Annotated in this window: 14 protein-coding genes; 6 read left to right on the top strand and 8 right to left on the bottom strand. The window is 71.8% G+C overall.

Features of this window, described 5'->3' with window-relative positions:
- Window positions 1-170: 170 nt before the first annotated feature.
- From AB6L24_RS21630 to AB6L24_RS21620, 3 genes are read left to right on the top strand one after another with little or no spacing between them, the layout of a single operon-like run.
- Window positions 171-1,484 (top strand): helix-turn-helix transcriptional regulator, encoded by a 1,314-nt coding sequence (locus AB6L24_RS21630; protein WP_405657547.1) that lies wholly within the window; start codon window positions 171-173, stop codon window positions 1,482-1,484.
- Window positions 1,485-1,497: 13 nt separating this feature from the next.
- Window positions 1,498-1,857, top strand: a complete 360-nt coding sequence (locus AB6L24_RS21625; protein ID WP_405657546.1) for a hypothetical protein — start codon at window positions 1,498-1,500, stop codon at window positions 1,855-1,857.
- Between the two features lie 60 nt (window positions 1,858-1,917).
- Complete coding sequence (locus tag AB6L24_RS21620) at window positions 1,918-5,385, top strand: tetratricopeptide repeat protein (RefSeq protein ID WP_405657545.1); 3,468 nt, start codon at window positions 1,918-1,920, stop codon at window positions 5,383-5,385.
- Here the strand turns inward: AB6L24_RS21620 and AB6L24_RS21615 are convergent.
- A complete protein-coding gene (locus tag AB6L24_RS21615; protein ID WP_405657543.1) occupies window positions 5,327-6,166 on the bottom strand; it encodes a helix-turn-helix domain-containing protein in 840 nt (279 codons plus the stop codon). The two genes, AB6L24_RS21620 and AB6L24_RS21615, sit on opposite strands and share 59 nt — an antisense overlap.
- 69 nt (window positions 6,167-6,235) lie before the next feature.
- Between AB6L24_RS21615 and AB6L24_RS21610 the strand changes: the two genes are divergently transcribed.
- Window positions 6,236-6,730, top strand: coding sequence for a VOC family protein (locus tag AB6L24_RS21610; protein WP_405657541.1), 495 nt, complete (start codon window positions 6,236-6,238; stop codon window positions 6,728-6,730).
- A 114-nt stretch (window positions 6,731-6,844) separates the two neighbouring features.
- Window positions 6,845-7,966: an ADP-ribosylglycohydrolase family protein gene (locus AB6L24_RS21605; RefSeq protein ID WP_405657539.1), complete on the top strand. Its 1,122-nt coding sequence runs from the start codon at window positions 6,845-6,847 to the stop codon at window positions 7,964-7,966.
- 95 nt (window positions 7,967-8,061) lie between these two features.
- Here the strand turns inward: AB6L24_RS21605 and AB6L24_RS21600 are convergent, their stop codons facing one another.
- The 4 genes from AB6L24_RS21600 to AB6L24_RS21585 form a co-directional block, all read right to left on the bottom strand.
- On the bottom strand, window positions 8,062-8,934 hold the full coding sequence (locus tag AB6L24_RS21600) for a DJ-1/PfpI family protein (RefSeq protein ID WP_405657537.1): 873 nt from the start codon (window positions 8,932-8,934) through the stop codon (window positions 8,062-8,064).
- The gene (locus AB6L24_RS21595; protein ID WP_405663214.1) at window positions 8,931-9,917 is read right to left on the bottom strand and encodes a GlxA family transcriptional regulator; all 987 of its coding nucleotides are present in this window, start codon (window positions 9,915-9,917) and stop codon (window positions 8,931-8,933) included. Before AB6L24_RS21595 ends, AB6L24_RS21600 begins: the two co-directional genes overlap by 4 nt.
- Window positions 9,918-10,583: 666 nt before the next feature.
- Window positions 10,584-12,143: a sodium:solute symporter family protein gene (locus tag AB6L24_RS21590; RefSeq protein WP_405657535.1), complete on the bottom strand. Its 1,560-nt coding sequence runs from the start codon at window positions 12,141-12,143 to the stop codon at window positions 10,584-10,586.
- A 288-nt stretch (window positions 12,144-12,431) separates the two neighbouring features.
- Window positions 12,432-13,217, bottom strand: coding sequence for an SDR family oxidoreductase (locus tag AB6L24_RS21585; protein WP_380845808.1), 786 nt, complete (start codon window positions 13,215-13,217; stop codon window positions 12,432-12,434).
- Window positions 13,218-13,297: 80 nt separating this feature from the next.
- Between AB6L24_RS21585 and AB6L24_RS21580 the strand changes: the two genes are divergently transcribed.
- Window positions 13,298-14,137: a hypothetical protein gene (locus AB6L24_RS21580; RefSeq protein WP_405657533.1), complete on the top strand. Its 840-nt coding sequence runs from the start codon at window positions 13,298-13,300 to the stop codon at window positions 14,135-14,137.
- 95 nt (window positions 14,138-14,232) lie between these two features.
- Here the strand turns inward: AB6L24_RS21580 and AB6L24_RS21575 are convergent, their stop codons facing one another.
- The 3 genes from AB6L24_RS21575 to AB6L24_RS21565 form a co-directional block, all read right to left on the bottom strand.
- Window positions 14,233-14,442, bottom strand: a complete 210-nt coding sequence (locus tag AB6L24_RS21575) for a DUF397 domain-containing protein (protein ID WP_380845802.1) — start codon at window positions 14,440-14,442, stop codon at window positions 14,233-14,235.
- Window positions 14,443-14,658: 216 nt separating this feature from the next.
- Entirely contained in the window at window positions 14,659-15,516 is an 858-nt protein-coding gene (locus AB6L24_RS21570; protein WP_030359360.1) for a helix-turn-helix transcriptional regulator, read from the bottom strand.
- Between the two features lie 307 nt (window positions 15,517-15,823).
- Window positions 15,824-16,594 (bottom strand): GPP34 family phosphoprotein, encoded by a 771-nt coding sequence (locus AB6L24_RS21565; protein WP_405657532.1) that lies wholly within the window; start codon window positions 16,592-16,594, stop codon window positions 15,824-15,826.
- Window positions 16,595-16,924 lie beyond the last annotated feature (330 nt).

Genomic DNA, 16,924 nt, shown 5'->3' with positions numbered 1-16,924 from the left:
CGCATGATCAGATTCACCTCCCGCTCCCACACGTCCGCCGATACGAATGTCCTCGGGTCGCGCAGCTTCACGGCTGTACTCATCGCGGGCTCTCCTGTTCGTCGTCGAGTGCGACAACCTCCAGGAAACCGGCGGGAGTTCAAGCGCTCCACGGCGTCGATGCGGCAGTCTTGAGGCAGCTCCGCGCACGTGAACGCCGCAGGTCTGGGGCAGAGGAAGGGGCCGTCATGGGACTGGCGGGACGGCGCAAGACCCTGGGCTACAGTCAGGAGGAACTGGCCGAGCTGCTCGGCGTGGACCGCACAACGGTCGGGCGCTGGGAAAGCGGCAGGATCAAGCCTCAGCCGCTCCAGCGACGAAGCCTGGCCGCGGCCCTTCAAGTCAGCCTCACCGAGCTCGACGCCCTCCTGGCGCCGCCACCGGCCACGGACCGGGAAGCCGCCGAACCTCAGACCAGTGACCACTCAGGCGCGGGAGACCCCGACGAAATGATCCGCCGCGAGTTCCTCCGCATCCTCACCGTCAGCGGCGTGCTGACCGGCCTGCCGCTCGATGAGGCAGAAGCCCTTGCCGAGGGAGTCCGCCGAGGCGCACCGGCCGACTTCGCGCGGATGAACAGCCACCTATGGCAGGTCTACCGGCTGGCTCGATCCAAGAGCGCCCTCCACCTCGTCGTCCGCGACCAACTCGCCACCCTGAACGACGCACTGGCGGCGCGGACTCCCGGCAGCTCCGGCCCGCTCCTGAACGCGGCAGCCGACCTCTTCCAACTGGCCGGCGAGGTCTCCTTCGACGCCAACCGCTACACCGACGCGGCCTCCGCGTACTCACTGGCCGCTTCCGTCAGCAAGGACGCCAGGGCGTACGACCTGTGGGCCTGCGCCCTTGTCCGGCACGCCTACGTGGACATGTCCGAACGTCGCTACCAAGAGGCGGCCCAGGTCCTCACGGCGGCTGAACGCGTCGCCGAGCGGGGTGACGGCGCCCTCGCGACCCGGTACTGGGTCGCATCGGTGCGCGCAGAGGCGCACGCAGGACTGGGCGACTTGGGAGCATGCGAACGGGCCCTGGCCCAGGCGGAAAAGGTGCAGGACCTCACCGCGGGCTGCGCGAACGGCGGCTGGCTGCGGTTCGACGGCGATCGGCTCGGCGAGGAGCGTGGGGCCCGGTACGTTCAGCTCGGCCGCCTCGACTTGGCGGAAGCGACGCTCAAGCGGGCGCTCGAACAGACCGCGTTGGCATCGGGCCACTCATATCGGCGCAGGGGAGCCGTGCTGACCGACCTCGCGGCGATCGGTGCCCGGCGAAGCGACCCCGAACAACTCGTCTTCTACGGCCGGGAGGCCCTCGGGCTGGCGCGAGCCTCAGCCTCCGGGTACGTCGCCCGTAGACTCCAAGCCCTGTGCGAGAAGTTCGGTCCCCTGGGCAAGGATCAGCGTGTGGCGGAGCTGGGGACGGACATCTCCATGCTGAACACGCCGTGACGAGAGGGATGGCATGTCGCAGATCGCAGGTGCACGACTGTTCCGGGAAACATGGATCGCAGGAGTGCACCGGCACTTCCCCGGCGAGCCCAAAGCCGGGTACGTGACCCCTTGGGACGACACGCCCCAGTGGGAGCGCGAGGCCGCAGGCGCCGTGTATGAGCAGGTCCGCCAGTTCGTCGAGATCAGCGGCGGTCACGCGTCCAGGCTCTCCCGCGAGCAGAAGAGCCGGTTCGTGGCGACATGCTGGACCGCACAGATGTACAAGCACTTCGAGGACCCGAAGCCGGGATATGTCGCTGACTGGCCCGAGCTGCCGCAGTGGCAGCAGGAGACCGACGCCGACATCTTCGAGGCCATCGAAAAGGCCTGACCAGCATTAGTCCAGCCGGGAGTGGAGCCGATGGCGTCGGACGCGGGTAGGCAGCCGTCCATGCAGGAGTTGATCCGGCTGCGCAGGCGGGCCGGATTTGTGGGGCGGCGGCAGGAACTCGCCGCGTTCCGGGGGAACTTCGACCTGCCGCCGGAGGACGAGCGGCACCGCTTCCTGTTTCACGTCCGTGGCAACGCGGGCGTGGGCAAGACATCCCTCGTACGGGAGATGCGGCAACTCGCCGACGAGCGGGGCGCCCTCACCGCCTACGTGGACGAGTCCGTGGGGAGTGTCGCGGACGCGTTGGGGGTGATCAGTGCGGAGTTCGGGCGCATGGAGGGCAAGGGGGGCAAGGGCGGTGGCGGTAAGGGGGGTCGGTTCAAGGAGTTGGACCGGCTGCTCGTCGCCCATCGGGAGCGGCGGTACGAGGCCGAGTCGGCGGCGGCCCTCGCGGCGCTGAACGGGGCGCAGGAGGAGCAGTCGCTCCAGCCGGGTCAGCCGGGTCAGCCGGGTCAGCCGGGTCGGCCGGGCCAGGCAGGCCAGCCGGGTCAGCCGGGCCAGCCGCCCCAGCCCTCCGCCGCGAGCATGACCGTCGCCCGCGCCGGCCTCGCCGGGCTCGGGCTGCTGCCCGGCGTCGGGATGCTCGCCGGAGCGGTCGACCCCGCCCAACTCGCCCAAGGCGCCGACCGGTTGCGCGCTGGGCTCGGCACCCGCTTCCGGAATCAGGACGACGTCCAGCTCGTCCTCTCCCCGGAGCGGGTGCTCACCCCCGTGTTCCTGAAGGAGCTGGGCGAGGTCGCCGCCTCCGTGCCCTGGATCGTGCTCTTCTTCGACACGTACGAGCGGACCGCCCCCTTCCTCGACGCGTGGCTGTGCGACCTCATGACCAGTGAGCGGTACGGGCAGCTGCCCGCGAACGTCGTCGCCGTGACCGCCGGGCAGCACGGGTTCGACGCCACCCGGTGGGGCGACTTCGCCGACTTCATGGTCGACGTACCGCTCGAACCCTTCACCGAACTGGAAGCGCGCGGGCTCCTCGCGGGCAAGGGCGTCGTCGCCGAAGCCGTCGTCGAGGAAGTGCTCCGGCTCTCCGGCGGGCTTCCCGTCCTCGTGTCCACCCTCGCCGAGAACCGGCCCGAGAGCGTCGACGACGTCGGCGACCCCTGCGCCTCCGCCGTCGAACGGTTCCTGAAGTGGGAACAGGACCCCGTCCGGCAGGCCGTCGCCCTCGCCTGCGCCCTGCCCCGCAGGCTCGACGCCGACGTCTTCGAGGCCGCCGTCTCGGGCGTGTGCGCGCAGAGCGACGCGGCGGAGCTCTTCGGGTGGCTGCGGGGGCTGCCGTTCGTGAGCGAGCGCGGCAACCGGCTCCAGTACCACGACGTGGTGCGGGCTCCGATGCTGCGGCTCCAGCGGACCCGGTCGCCCCGCTGGTGGGCCGGTACGCACCGGCAGTTGGCGGAGGCGTACGGCGAGTGGCGCGCCGAGGCCGGGGCCGGGCTCGACCCCGAAGGCCTCTGGGGCGACGAGCGGTGGCGGGAGCTGCGGCTCGCGGAGATGTATCACCTGCTGTGCTCGGGGGAGCGGGGTGCGCTGCCGGCTGCCCTGCGGAGTGTGGTCGAGGCGGGCGGGTGGGACGAGGAGGCCGCGCGGAGGTGTGCCGATGTGTTGGTGGCGGCTGGGGAGGACGCCGACGCGCGGGGCGTCGGGGGGCGGGGGAGCGATCTGCTGCGGGCCTTCGAGGGGGGTGGGTTGCTCGCAGCCCTTGAAGTGCTGCTCGATCGGGGCGGGCTCGACTCGGCGACGCGGGCTCTCGCGCATGCCGTGCGGGGGCGGGAGCTGCGCATCGGCCGGGATCACCCGGCCTCGATCGCGGAGTACGACCTGGCGCTCGCACTCGACCCGGCGCTGGTGCGGGCCTGGTACGGCCGGGGCTACGCCCGGTTCCTGACGCGAGCGTACGACGACGCCCTCGCCGACCTGGACCACGCCCACGCCCTCGCACCCGACGACGACTTCGTCCTCACCATGCGCGGTCAGGTGCACCGGACCATGGGGGCCTATGACGCGGCCCTCGCCGACCTGACCCGGGCTGTCGAATGCGCCCCCGGGCACGTGGACAGCTGGGCGGAACTCGGCGCGACCCACAATGCCCTCGACCAGCACGAGGAAGCCCTCGCCGCCCTGGACCGCGCCCTGCGCATCAAGCCGGAATACCTGTGGGCGCGGGTCCGCAGAGCGCGGGTGTGCCGCGGCCTCGGCGAGTTCACCGCTGCCCTCGCCGACCTGGACCGATGCGTCGAACTCGCCCCGGATTCCCCCTGGGTGGCCTGCGAGCGGGGCGACCTCCTGCGGATGTGGGGCCGTCCCGAGGACTCCCTCGGCGACTACGACCGCGCGATCGGTCTGCTCGACGAGTACGTGACGGCGCGCGCGAGCCGTGGCCTCGCCCTGCACCGCCTCGACCGGAACGAGGAGGCCCTCGCCGACCTCGACCGGGCCATCGAGCAGGACCCGGACTACGCCTGGGCCCTCATCCACCGCTCCTCGGTCCACCTGGCCTTGGACGCCACCGAACAGGCCGTCGCCGACGTCGACCGGGCCAAGTCCCTCCTGCCGGACAACGGCTGGATCCGCTACGAGCATGCCCAGGTGATGTACGACCTGGGCCGTGACGAGCAGGCCCTGGAAGACCTGGGCGAGACGGAGGCGCTGGAACCGGAGTCCTGTTCAGCCCTCGCCCTGCGCGGCGCCGTCCTGTACCGGCTGGACCGCTACCGCGAGGCGTACGTCGACCTGCGCCGGTGCGTGCAACTCGAACCGGACCTCGCCTGGCCCCACCGGCAGCGCGGCCTCGTCCACCTCGCCATGGGCCGCACGGACGAGGCCCGCGCCGACCTCGCCCGGTACGTCGAGACCGGAGGGGAGGACCTGGGGTGGGTGCGGCGCACCACCGCCGAGATCCACATGTGGTGCGGCCGCCCCGACCTCGCCCTCGCCGAGCTGGAAGCCGACAAGGACAGCGTGGCCGCCGACGAGTTGAGCAAGGCCTGCCGCATGGCCGGGCAGTGGGACCGCGCCCGCCGCGTCGCGCTCGCCGAGTGCGAGGACGACGAGGTGTACGGCCTGCACCTCCTCGCCCTCGCGGTGCTCGGCGCCGAGGGCTTCGCCGCCGCACGTCCCCTGTGGCAGCGGACCCGGCGGCTCGCCCTGGCCTCCGACGAGCCGCCCCCCTGGCACGACGACCTGCACGCCCTGATCGCCTTGGCCCTGTCCGACTGGACGGACGCGGACGCCCGCCTCACCCACGTCCTCGCCGCCGAAGCGCCCCACTGGGCCGACCTCGCCGACCTCGCTGACGACCTCACCACCCTCCTCCACGCCCCCGGCGCCGACCGCGCCCGCCTCGGCCCCCGCCTCGCCCGCGTGATCACCGCCAGGGACGCCGTCCGCGCCCAGTACGCCGACCTGTTCAGCGAGAGCGAGCCGGAGTCTGCACAAGCACCGCCCCGCCCCGAGGCTCAGGAGTGAGCAGAAGCGTCACGCCGTAGGGTGCCAACTCGCCGTCGGGCAGGGTCAGTTCGACGGTTCGCGGCGCGAAGTCCCCCACCGACCGGCAGTCCCACCACTCCTCCAGATCGGGCCGTTCGGCGCGCAGCCGGGACGTCAGCTCCCGGAAGCGCGCCGACAGCGGGTCGCGGTCCGCGCGGGTGCGGAAGTGGCGGTAGAGGTCCATCGCCAGCGGCTGCCAGGCGGGCAGGAGGCGCTGGTGGTGGGGGTCGCCGGTCAGGAGGAGCAGGAGGTTGCGGCGGTCGGGGGGTACGGCTGCGGGGTCGGGCCAGAGGGTGGCGTACGCGGTGTTCCAGGCGAGGAGGTCCAGGGCGGGGCCGAGGAGGAGGGCAGGGGTTGTGGGCCAACTGTCCAGGAGCAGTTGGTGGTTGAGCGCTACGGAGTCCGACGCATCGCGTGCGTCCGGGGCGTGGAGGCCGTCCGGCGCGGAGAGCCCGTCCGGGGCGAACCCCGCGAGCGCGAGCGCGTGCTCCCACGCCGCCCCGTCCATCCGCAGCGCCCGCGCCACCGCGTCGAGCACCTGCCGGGACGTGTCCACGCGCCCCTGCTCCAGCCACGTGTACCAGGCCACCGACACCCCGGAGAGCGCCGCCACCTCCTCGCGCCGCAGCCCGGACGTGCGCCGCCGCGGGGTGGGCGGCAGTCCCACGTCCGCCGGGGCGACAAGGCCCCGGTGCGCGCGCAGGAAACCGCCCAGCTCGCGCCGCAGCGCACCCCGTGCCCGCTGGGCCGTGTCCGTCATCCTGTGACCTCCGCTCACCCCATGAACACGCGCCTGGCAGCGCCCCATTCCCGGCCTGATGCTTGCCGCATGACCGAAGCAACCGGCACCCACGCCGTCACGAAGGACACCCCCACCAACACCCCCACCGAGACCCCAACCGACACCCCCGTCGTCATCCGCCGCCACAACGACTCCTCCCACCTCACCGAACCCCGCACCCTCATCCGCGTCTACACCCCGCCCGGCACCCTGGACTCCGTCACCGCCTTCTACGAGCGGCTCCTCGGCGTGGAACGGGACATGTACTTCACGTATCCCGCCAGGGAACTCACCCTCGCCGTCGTCGGAAGTTTTCTGCTCGTCGAGGCCACCGAGGAGGTCCTTGAGCCATTTCGGGCCACCGACGGGACGCTGCTCGTCGACTCCGCCGACGCCTATCTGACCCGGCTCGCCGCCGAGGAGGGCACGCGGATCCTGGTCCCGCCGCACCGCGTCCCCACCGGCACCGGCTTCACCGCACAGCACCCCGACGGCACCGTCATCGAGTACGTCGAACACCGGCCAACCCCTGACGGGAGTTAGGGAAAGGTCGGAGAAAGGGCACCTCCGTACAAACCACTTGGGCCCTGAACCCACCGTTCCCGTTCGATTACAGTGCTGCGGAGTCGGACGCCAGGGCACGGGAAAGGGGGTTCGGTGAGCACTGCAGCAGCCACCGGTGTGTGGGGCCGCACCGAGCAGCAGGACTTCCGCAGCCGGGTGCGCGGGACGCTGCTCGGCGCCGCCGTCGGCGACGCGCTCGGCGCGCCCGTCGACGGCCTCGGCCTCGGCGCGATCCGCGAGGCGCACGGCGCCGAAGGGCTCACCGAGCTCGCCGCGTCCCACGGCGGCGGACGCGGCACCGTCACCGCCGCCACGCAGCTGACGCTGTTCACCGTCGACGGGCTCATACGCGCGCAGGTCCGCCGCGACACCGGGGCCTGGCACCCGCCGACCGACCTGCACCGCGCCTACCGCCGCTGGGCCGCGACCCAGCGCGACTGGGGGCCCGACGAGCGCCGCAAGGAAGACGGGTGGCTGGCCCGCGAGGAGTGGCTGTACGCCCGCCGCGGGCCCGCCCGCGCCTGCCTCACCGGGCTCGCCGACGACCGCATGGGCACCCTCGACGTACCGAAGAACCCCGGCGACCAGGGGCCGGAGGCCGCCACCCGGTCCGCACCCTTCGGGCTCCTCGTCGGCTGGGAGCCGCAGCTCGTGCTGCAACTCGCCGTCGAGTGCGCCGTGCAGACCCACGGCCACCCCGTCGCCTACCTCACCGCCGGGGCCCACACCGTCCTCGTGCACGGCCTCGCCCGCGGCGAGTCCCTGGACGGCGCCATCCAGCGCACCCTCGCCCTGCTCGCCGCCCGGCCAGGACACCAGCCCGTCACCGACGCCCTGCGGCACGCGCTCGGCGCCGTCCGCCAGGGCATGCCCACCGCCGGGCGCGTGGAGGAACTCGTCGGCGAGGGCGAGGCCGTCGGGGCGCTCGCCGCCGCCGTGTACTGCGCCCTCGTCGGCGAGGACATCCGCCACGGCCTGCGGCTCGCCGTCAACCACAGCGGGGCGTCCGCCGCGTCCGGCGCGCTGTGCGGGTCGCTCCTCGGCGCCCTCCACGGCGAGACCGCGCTGCCCCCGGGCTGGCTCACCGAACTCGAAGGCCGTGCGACCGTCCTCGAGATCGCCGACGACTTCGCCATGGAGATGACGCAGGGACCCGCCCTGCACAGCCCCGCGGGCGCGGCGCCCGGCTGGCTCGCCCGCTACCCGCGCGCCTGAGCCCTCCTGCCGCCGGACTCGGGCCCGGCCCCCGTCCGGACCCGGGCCCGACCCCCGTCCGGGCCCCGTCCGGGTCCCGCTCGGGCCCGCGCGGCTCAACGCTGCGAGTCCTCCACGATCTTCAAGGCCCGCGCCTTCAGCTCCTCGCTCGCCTCCTGCGCGTTCCCGGCGTCGAACGGCGGCCTCGGGTCGTACTCCACGGCGAGCTGGATCGCCCTCGCCGTGTCCTCGTCGGTCAGCCGCGCCGCCAGGTACAGGGCCATGTCCAGGCCCGCGGAGACGCCCGCCGCCGTGAGGAACTTCCCCGACTCCACGTACCGTTCGGGCACGTACGTGACGTCGAAGGTCTTCTCCAGGTACGGCGCCGACGCCCAGTACGTCGTCGCGCGACGGCCGTCCAGGAGGCCCGTCGCCGCCAGGACCAGCGAGCCCGTGCACACGGACGTCGTGAAGCGGGTCCTGCGGTCCGTGTGCCGGATCCACCGCAGGAGCGTCCGGTTCTCCATCGCCGCGACGACACCGCGGTTGCCCGCGCCCGGTACGAGGAGCACGTCCAGGCGGCCCGCCTCGTCGAGGGTGCGCTCCGCCATCACGGCCACGTCCCCGGTGTCGGTCCGCACGGGGCCGCGGCGCTCGGCGATCATCGTGACGCTCGCGCCGGGGACGCGGGACAGGATCTCGGCGGGGCCCGTGGGGTCGAGGAGGCTGTAGCCGTCGTAGAGGAGGATGCCGATCCGGGGGCCTCGGGGCGGGGTGCCGGTACGGGCCCTTGAGGGGTTGTCGGAGGGGGCCGGGGTGGTGTCGGCCGCGTGGGCCGTCGGGGCGAGGGCCGTCGGGGCGAGGGCCGCCGTGGCCAGCGCGGCTGTGGCTGCGGCCGCCGTGCCGCGGAGGAGGGTGCGGCGGGTCGAGGACGTCGGGTCGGCCGGGGGTGTCCGAGGTGTCGTGCGCGGGGGCGTCTGAGGTGTCATGGGACGGGAGTTTCCGCGCCCTCCGGCGTTCGCGGGCGCGGCATGTCCGGCATCCTGCGAATCCTGTCCCCGCCCATGCCGTAGTGGTCGAGGAACGCCTGTCGTAACGTCTGCGCCGAGCCGAAGCCGCAGCGGCGCGCTATCGCCGCCAGCGGGAGTTCGCTGGAGCGCACCAGGTGCGCGGCCGCCTCCGTGCGGGCCGCACGCACCGCGCGTGCCGGAGTCGTGCCCAGGTGGGCCGAGAACAGCCGTGTCAGGTGCCGGGTGCTGACGCCCGCGCGGGCGGCCAGGGCCCTCGGGGACAGGTCGTCCGCCAGGTGCGCGTTGATGTGGCCCGACAGGTCGCGGACCAGGCGGTCGCCCGGGGGCGGGGCCGCCAGGAACATGCTGATCTGCGCCTGGTCCGCGGGGCGGTGCAGATACGAGACCAGCTCGCGGGCCACCGCGCGGGCCAGGGTCGGGCCGTGGTCGTCCTCGATCAGGGCGAGGGTGAGGTCCAGGGCGCTGGTGACGCCCGCGGAGGTGTACACGTTGCCGTCGCGTACGTACAGCGGGGCCACGTCCACCGCCACCGTGGGGTGGCGGGCCGCCAGGCGCTCCCCGTAGCCCCAGTGCGTCGTCGCCCGGCGGTGGTCCAGGAGGCCCGCGGCCGCCAGCACGTACGCGCCCGTGCACACGCTTGCCACACGGCGGCTGTGCTCCGCGAGCCGGTGGACCTGGGCGACCAGGCGGGGATCGGCCGCCGCCTCCTCGTAGCCCGCCCCGCCCACCACCATGAGCGTGTCCAACTCGCCCGTCACCGCCTCCAGTTGCTGACCCGCCGCCAGGGCGATGCCCGCCGAGCTGTGCGCCGGGCGGCGGCCCACCGTCCCCAGGTCGATCCGGTACGGGGGATCCGCGCCGAAGCGGTTGGCTATGTCCAGGGCCCCGCTCGGGCAGGCGATGTCCAGGATCTGGACGTTGTCGTACGCCACGATCAGCACGCGTCTCGCGGTCAGCATGGGGGCAATCCCACCACGAGGCTGCGCCCGCGGCTGCTTCTGCTCGCCCGACCTCGGCCCACCCGCCTCCGGCCGGTCGGCCGGCGCCGGGCGTGGGGGCCTGCCCCACCGCCTGCGGCAACCCGTCCGTTCCCCACCGCTACCGCGGCGGGTTGCTCCCCCACCCGCCCACCCGTTTCCACCCGACCGGACGGCGGGCGTCTCCCGTGGGCCCGCTCCGCCGTCGGCGTCTGCGACTGGCGGGCGGCCTCCCGCCGCTACCGCGGCGGTTGGTCTCCCACCCGCCCGCCCGTTTCCAGTCGGCCGGACGGCGGGCGTCTCCCGTGGGCCCGCTCCGCCGCCGGCGTCTGCGGGTGGTGGGTGGTTTTCCGCCGCTATCGCGGCGGTTGCTTTCCCACCCGCCCGCCCGTTTCCGGTTAGCCGGATGGTGGGTGTCTCCCGTGGGGCTGGTTCGCCGTTGGCGGCTGTGGCTGCCCGGTGGTTGCTCGCTGCCGCTGCGGGTGATCCCTCCCAAGCCCGCTGTCGCCAACGGTGATCCGCCCCCACAGGAGACGCCCACCGGCCGGTCGAGTGGAAACGGGCGGGCGGGTGGGGGAGCAACCCGCCGCGGTAGCGGTGGGATTTGGGGTGCGGGTCCTGGGGGCGGGGTCAGCCGACCGTTTTGGGTTGTGTGGGCTCCTGCTGGGTGGGGAGAACCGCCGAGGCCGAGTCGTCGTCGTCCGTGTTGATGCGTTCGATCAGGGCGTCCCGCTCGGGGGTGTCCTCCGGCTTGAAGTAGCCGATGGCGATGTAGAGGATCAGGGAGACGGCCAGGGGGATGGAGACCTGGTACTGGAGGGGCACGCCGCCGTCGACGTTCCAGTGGATGGGGTAGTTGACCAGCCAGAAGGCGAGCAGCCCGAGCGCCCAGCTGGTGAGCGCGGCCGTGGGTCCTGAGCGGCGGAACGGGCGGAGGAGGCCGAGCATCATCGGGATGGCGATGGGGCCCATGAGGCCGGCGACCCACTTGATGACGACGGTGATGATGTCCTTGAAGGCGGGCGAGTTGACCTGCGTGGCCACGGCCATGGACAGGCCGAGGAAGACGACGGTGGTGAGCCGCGCGGCGAGGAGCCCGGTGTGGTCGGTCCAGGCGCGGGCCCGCTTGGAGAGGACGGGCGCGACGTCGCGGGTGAAGACGGCCGCGATGGCGTTGGCGTCGGAGGAGCACATGGCCATGGTGTGGGAGAAGAAGCCGACGATGACGAGGCCGAGGAGCCCGTGGGGGAGCAGTTGCTCCGTCATCAGGGCGTAGGAGTCGGACCCGTCGGGCTTCTTCGCGTCGACGAGGAGCGGCGACATCCACATGGGGAAGAAGAGGACGAGGGGCCAGACGAGCCAGAGGACGGCGGAGAGCCGCGCGGAGCGGGTGGCCTCGCGGGCGTTGGCCGTGGCCATGTACCGCTGGGCCTGGTTGAGCATGCCGCCGTTGTACTCGAAGAGCTTGATGAAGAGGAAGGCCAGGAGGAAGACGGTGCCGTAGGGGCCGACCAGCGGTTTCGCGTGGCCGTCCAGCTCGGGCTCGTCCCAGACGCCGAAGAACCCGCCGTACGGTCCGAGCTTGGCGACCACCGCCACGAACATCGCGACACCGGCGAGCAGCTGGATGATGAACTGCCCCAGCTCGGTGAGGGCGTCCGCCCACAGCCCGCCGATGGTGCAGTAGATCGCGGTGATCACGCCGGTGATGAGGATGCCCTGGTTGAGGGAGACGCCGGTGAAGACGGACAGGAGGGTCGCGATCGCGGCCCACTTCGCGCCGACGTCCACGATCTTCAGGAGCATCCCGGACCAGGCGAGGGCCTGCTGGGTCTTCAGGTTGTAGCGGTTCTTCAGGTACTCGAGGGGCGAGGCGACGTGCAGGCGTGAGCGCAGCCGGTTGATGCGCGGCGCGAACAGCTTGGCGCCGATGGCGATGCCGAGGGCGATCGGGAACGACCAGGTGATGAAGGACGTGACGCCGTAGGTGTAGGCGATGCCCGCGTAACCGGTGAACATCACCGCGCTGTAGCCGGACATGTGGTGCGAGATGCCGGAGAGCCACCAGGGCATCTTGCCGCCGGCCGTGAAGAAGTCACTGACGTTGTCCACGCGTTTGTGGGACCAGACTCCGATCGCGACCATCACGCCGAAATACGCGATGAGCACGGCCCAGTCGAGACCGTTCATTGCCCCTCCCAGGGGTCCGACTTGTGAACTCGGTCAACTCCGCTGAAACGGCGCCCACTTCGTTGTGGAGGCGCCTGAACGGCCGCGAAGTGCCCGCTCATAGTCGGTTCGGCGAGAGGGCGCGGACAACCGCCCGCATGGTCAAGAGGAAGTAAAATCGTTCGAGTTGACGACCTTGGTTCATGTACGTGATTGAGAGAGGGTGGCAAAAGGCCCCTAAGGGGTACCTGTCGGCCACCCCTCGGGGGCGTCTCGCGGGGGTCTCCCGGGCGTCTCCCGGTGGCGGCCTCAGCGCATCAGCTCGCCCGCGTTCACAAGGAGCGACTGACCGGTGATGGCCCGCGCCCGGTCGGACGCGAGGAACACGCAGGCGTCCGCGACGTCCCCGTCGGTGGCCAGCTCCGGCAGCGCCATCCGCTCCGTGAGCCGCCGCTTCACCTCCGCCTCCGGCACGCCCTCGGTGTGCGCGGTGAACTTCACGTACGCCTCCACCGGCGGCCCCCACATCCAGCCCGGCTGGACGGTGTTCACCCGGATCCGGTGCGGGCCCAGCTCGCGGGCGAGGGAGTACATCGCCGAGACCAGCGCGCCCTTCGACGCCGCGTACGCCGCCTGCCGGACCTGCGAGGGCGCGGCCACCGACGACTGCGTGCCGATCAGGACGACCGAGCCGCCGCGCTCCTTGAGGTGCGGCAGACAGGCCCGGGTCATCCGCAGCGAGCCGAGGAGGTTCACGTCCAGGATGCCCTCCCAGGCGGCGAAGTCCGCGTCCTCCAGGCCGCCGAAGTAGCTGTCCCAGGCGGCGACCTGCACCAGCGCGTCGATCCGCCCGAACCGCTCCACGGCAAGCGCGGCCAGCGCCGCGCACTGGCCCTCGTCGGTGATGTCCGTCGGCAGGTGCGCCACGCGCCCGCCGTCCGGGTCGATCTCGGCGGCCGACCGCTCCAGGTTCTCCTTCGTGCGCGCGCCGAGCACGGCGTTGCCGCCGTCGCGCACCACGGCGGCGGCGACCTCGTGGCCGAGCCCCGCGCCGACCCCCGAGACGATCACGGTCCTGCCGTCGAGCAGTGACATGAGGAACCTCCGGACTCTGGCAGTTTTTCTGACGGAGCGTCAGAGTATGGGCGTCCAACGGAGGAAGGAAGGGGAGCCAAGTGACTGAGGACACCCGCGCCGAGGTGTACGGCGAGCTGGCCGCCGTCGGTCCCTACGGGGTGCGCCCGGGCCATGCGCTGATCACCATGGTCGAGCCGCACCCGGGCCAGGAGTACGCCTACAACCGCTGGTACGAGGACGACCACTACTACGCGGGCGCGATGGCGATGCCGTGGATGTACGCGGGGCGGCGCTGGGTGGCGACCCGCGAGCTGCAACTCCTGCGCCTGCCCGAGAAGTCGGCGGTCGCGCAGCCCGTGACGGCCGGCTGCTACCTCTCCACGTACTGGATCACCGAGGGCCGCTACGACCACCACATGAAGTGGACCGTCGGCATCAACAAGCGCCTCAACCGCGACGGCCGCGTCCACCAGGCCCGCACGCACGTCTTCACGGCCTTCCAGGACCACGAGGCCACCGTCTACCGGGACGGCGCCGCCGGGCCCCGCGACTTCCACGCCCTCGACCACCCCTACCAAGGGCTCGTCCTCGAAGTCATCGACGCCGAGAGCCCCGAGCGGCGACCGGAGCTCCTGGAGTGGCTGCTCGCCCGCAGGCTCCCGCGCGCCCTCGCGGGCTCACCGGCCGCCCTGGTGACGGTCTTCCGGCCGACACCGCTGCCGGGCGACCGGATGACGTACGTGAAGCAGGTCGAGGGCGTCGACACCCGGCTGACCCTGCTGTGGTTCCTGGAGGGCGATCCGCGCGCGTGCTGGGCCGAGCGGTTCGCCGGTGCCGTAGAGGAGGTCGCGGAGTCGGGGCTCGGGCGGGTGGAGCTGGTGGCGCCGTTCATCCCGACCGTGCCGGGGACGGACCGGTACGTGGACCAACTCCGCTAGCGGACGAGGCCGAGCCCCCTCGGCCAGGACGGCGGACCAGTCGAGAGGGCTCATGCGGTGGTGCTATGCGGTTGTGGTCGCGTCGGTGGCACGTATCACCCGCGGTCGTGGTTCCCGTCGCGGACCTGGGCCACGAAGACGTTCCAGGAGTCGGCGGGGAAGGCGATGACCGCGCCGTCGGTGACCTTGGAGTCCCGCACGGAGATCGCGTGCGTCACGGGGGACTTGACCTCGACGCAGGCGCCGTTCCCGGTGGAGTAGGAAGACTTGGTCCAAGCGTGCGAGGCACCTTGCTGGATTGCCATGTTTGCTCCGTTTTGCGCAGTTGGTGAATTGCTGTAACCGCCTGAGAGCGGTATACGCCAACGTTCTTGCTGTTGGCGTGAATGACGCTACTCGCCAACATCGACCGGCGGATGGGTCGTTCACTCAACCGGATGGCATATTCCAGAGGGGTCTTCCGTCGCGCTATGGCGAAGGTGTACTGTGCGGCACTTTCACCTGCCGGACCCCGATGGCCCTCAGCGGGCGTACTCCTTGGCGATGTCCGCGATCAGCTGACGGGATTGCTCCACATTCAGCGCCTGTGCCCGCAGATGCTCGTACATGACGCTGTACTGCTGCACGTCGTTCGCCTTTTCCAGATACAGGTCGCTCGTGACGCCCTCGATGTACACCACGCTGGAATCCGAGGCGTCCGGGAACTCGAGAATCGCGTACTGACCGTTCAGACCCGGATGCGCGCCCATGTCGAACGGGATCACCTGCACCGTGACGTGCGGCAGCTGGGACTGCTCCACCAGGTACTCCAGCTGCTCGCGCATCAGCGCGCGGGTGCCGACGACGCGGCGCAGCGCGGACTCGTCCAGGACGGTCCACAGGCGCAGCGGATTCTCCGGCGCCGCGATGCGCTCCTGGCGGCGCATCCTGACCTGCACCCGTTTCTCGATGTCGGTCGGGGTGGTCTCCGGCAGCGCGCCGGTGATCAGCGCCTCCGCGTACGGCCGGGTCTGGAGCAGGCCGGGGACGACCTGCGGATCGTAGACGCGCAAGGACGCCGCGTCCGTCTCCAGACCGATGTAGACGCTGTACGGGATGTCGCCGAACGAATGCCACCAGCCCTGCTGGCGGGAGTCCTTGGCCATCTGCATGAGCGAGTCGACGATCCGGTGGTCCTCGACCTCGTACACCCCGCAGAGGTCGCGGACGTCGCGCTGGCTGATCGAACGGCGGCCGTTCTCCAGGCGACTGATCTTCGACTGCGAGACCAGCAGCCGCTCCGCCACCTCTTCGGCTGTCATGCCTTTCAGCTCGCGCAGCCGACGCAGCTCCTGGCCGAGCCGGCGTCGCCTGACGGTGGGATTGACGTTGGACGCCACGGGACGTGCACCTCCGGCACTATGCCTCTACTTTGCGTGTCTGCTGCCATGCAGAGTGCCACCACGGGTCAACTCGGCGCTGGGAAACAGCAGAACAGCGGTGTGTGGGGGTGCCGGCGCGGCGTGCGCCGAGTGCGTCGGCCCAACAGGCGTGTCCCATGAGGCGGTTGCGGCCGCGCGGACGGGTCACCGGCGTCCTTCGTGGACGCCCGGTGTCCCGCCCGCGCGGCCGAGCGGCTCCCGAACCGGGTCTGGGGGACTGCGGCGCGGTGGCGCGGATGACGCGTGTGCTGCGGGTGTGGCCGGTTCAGTGGGCCACGGCGCGGGCCATGGCTCCCGCACCCCGGCGTGGCTGCATCGGAACCCTGCCGGGGTCCGGTGCGGTCCGCGCCGCCTGCGCGGGCTGCCGCCCGCCGCCCTGCCCCGCGGTCGCGGGGCTGCGGCGCGGTTGCGCCGCCACACCGTTCTGGACGTCCATCACGGCGTGTGCCACGAGGCCGCCCATCGGGTCGTGCCTGATCAGATCGCGCAGCCGGGAGCGGGACGAGCGTCCCTCGTTGCCCGGATACAGGTGCTTGCCGAGTCCGACCGCGTGGGCCAGCGCGGCGAGCGCCGCGGTCCGCGGGTCCGGCGGGACGCCGGTGCGGATCGCCGAATCCAGTCGGGACCTGATTTCCCGGCTGATCGCCGTGTCCGTCGCTTGATAGCGAGTCGTCGGCAGTACCCCGCACATCTGACCCGCCACGGCATGCACCATGCCGCACCGCTCCAGATGCGAAAGGTAGGTCTGGCGCAGCCCCAGGCGGGGCCCGCCGATCCAGTGGACGGCCCGGACCGGGCTGCCGCGCCTGCGCAGCAGTTCCAGTGCGGAGTCCAGAGTCGGATCTCCGGTCGGCCGTGGCATCACCACGGCGATACGATCCCCGTCAGGGGCTATCCGTCCGGCCAGTGCCAGCTCTACTAGCTGTGCGCCGGCCAGACCCAGGTCGAGCGACTGCGGCTGCGCTGTGGTACCCGTGGCCGGGTCCAGAGCGAGCAGCAGAAGCTCCTCCGGAATTGTTCTGCGGCTCCTGCCCATCCATGCCTCCCCGCGTGGATGAATGACAGGGTGACCCCTCTCACATTGGTCTGTCGAGAGTGCGTGGGCGGTACGTACGGGAACCAGTAGGTATGTCGTTCTCGTCTACCACGGGGGTTAAGCCCTCACACAGGACACTGGTACATGGTTCGGACAGCGGGTCCGGGCCATGGTTGGGCGTGGCGAGTACGGCAAGCACGAGGAGGCATCGGTGGCGGGCGAGTTCCCCGACGGGTCTAAGACGGTTTCTGGCGGGGGCGCCTCGGACGGTGCGGCCGACGCCTCGTCGGCGCCCGCTTCCACGGTCGGCTCCACGCCGGGCGACGCCAA

Origin of the sequence: Streptomyces sp. RK9 (genome assembly GCF_045070545.1) — a bacterium.
Classification (GTDB): Bacteria; Actinomycetota; Actinomycetes; order Streptomycetales; family Streptomycetaceae; genus Streptomyces; species Streptomyces alboflavus.
Note: the sequence above shows the minus strand (reverse complement) of the source record. Positions and strands in the feature narration are given on the sequence as shown.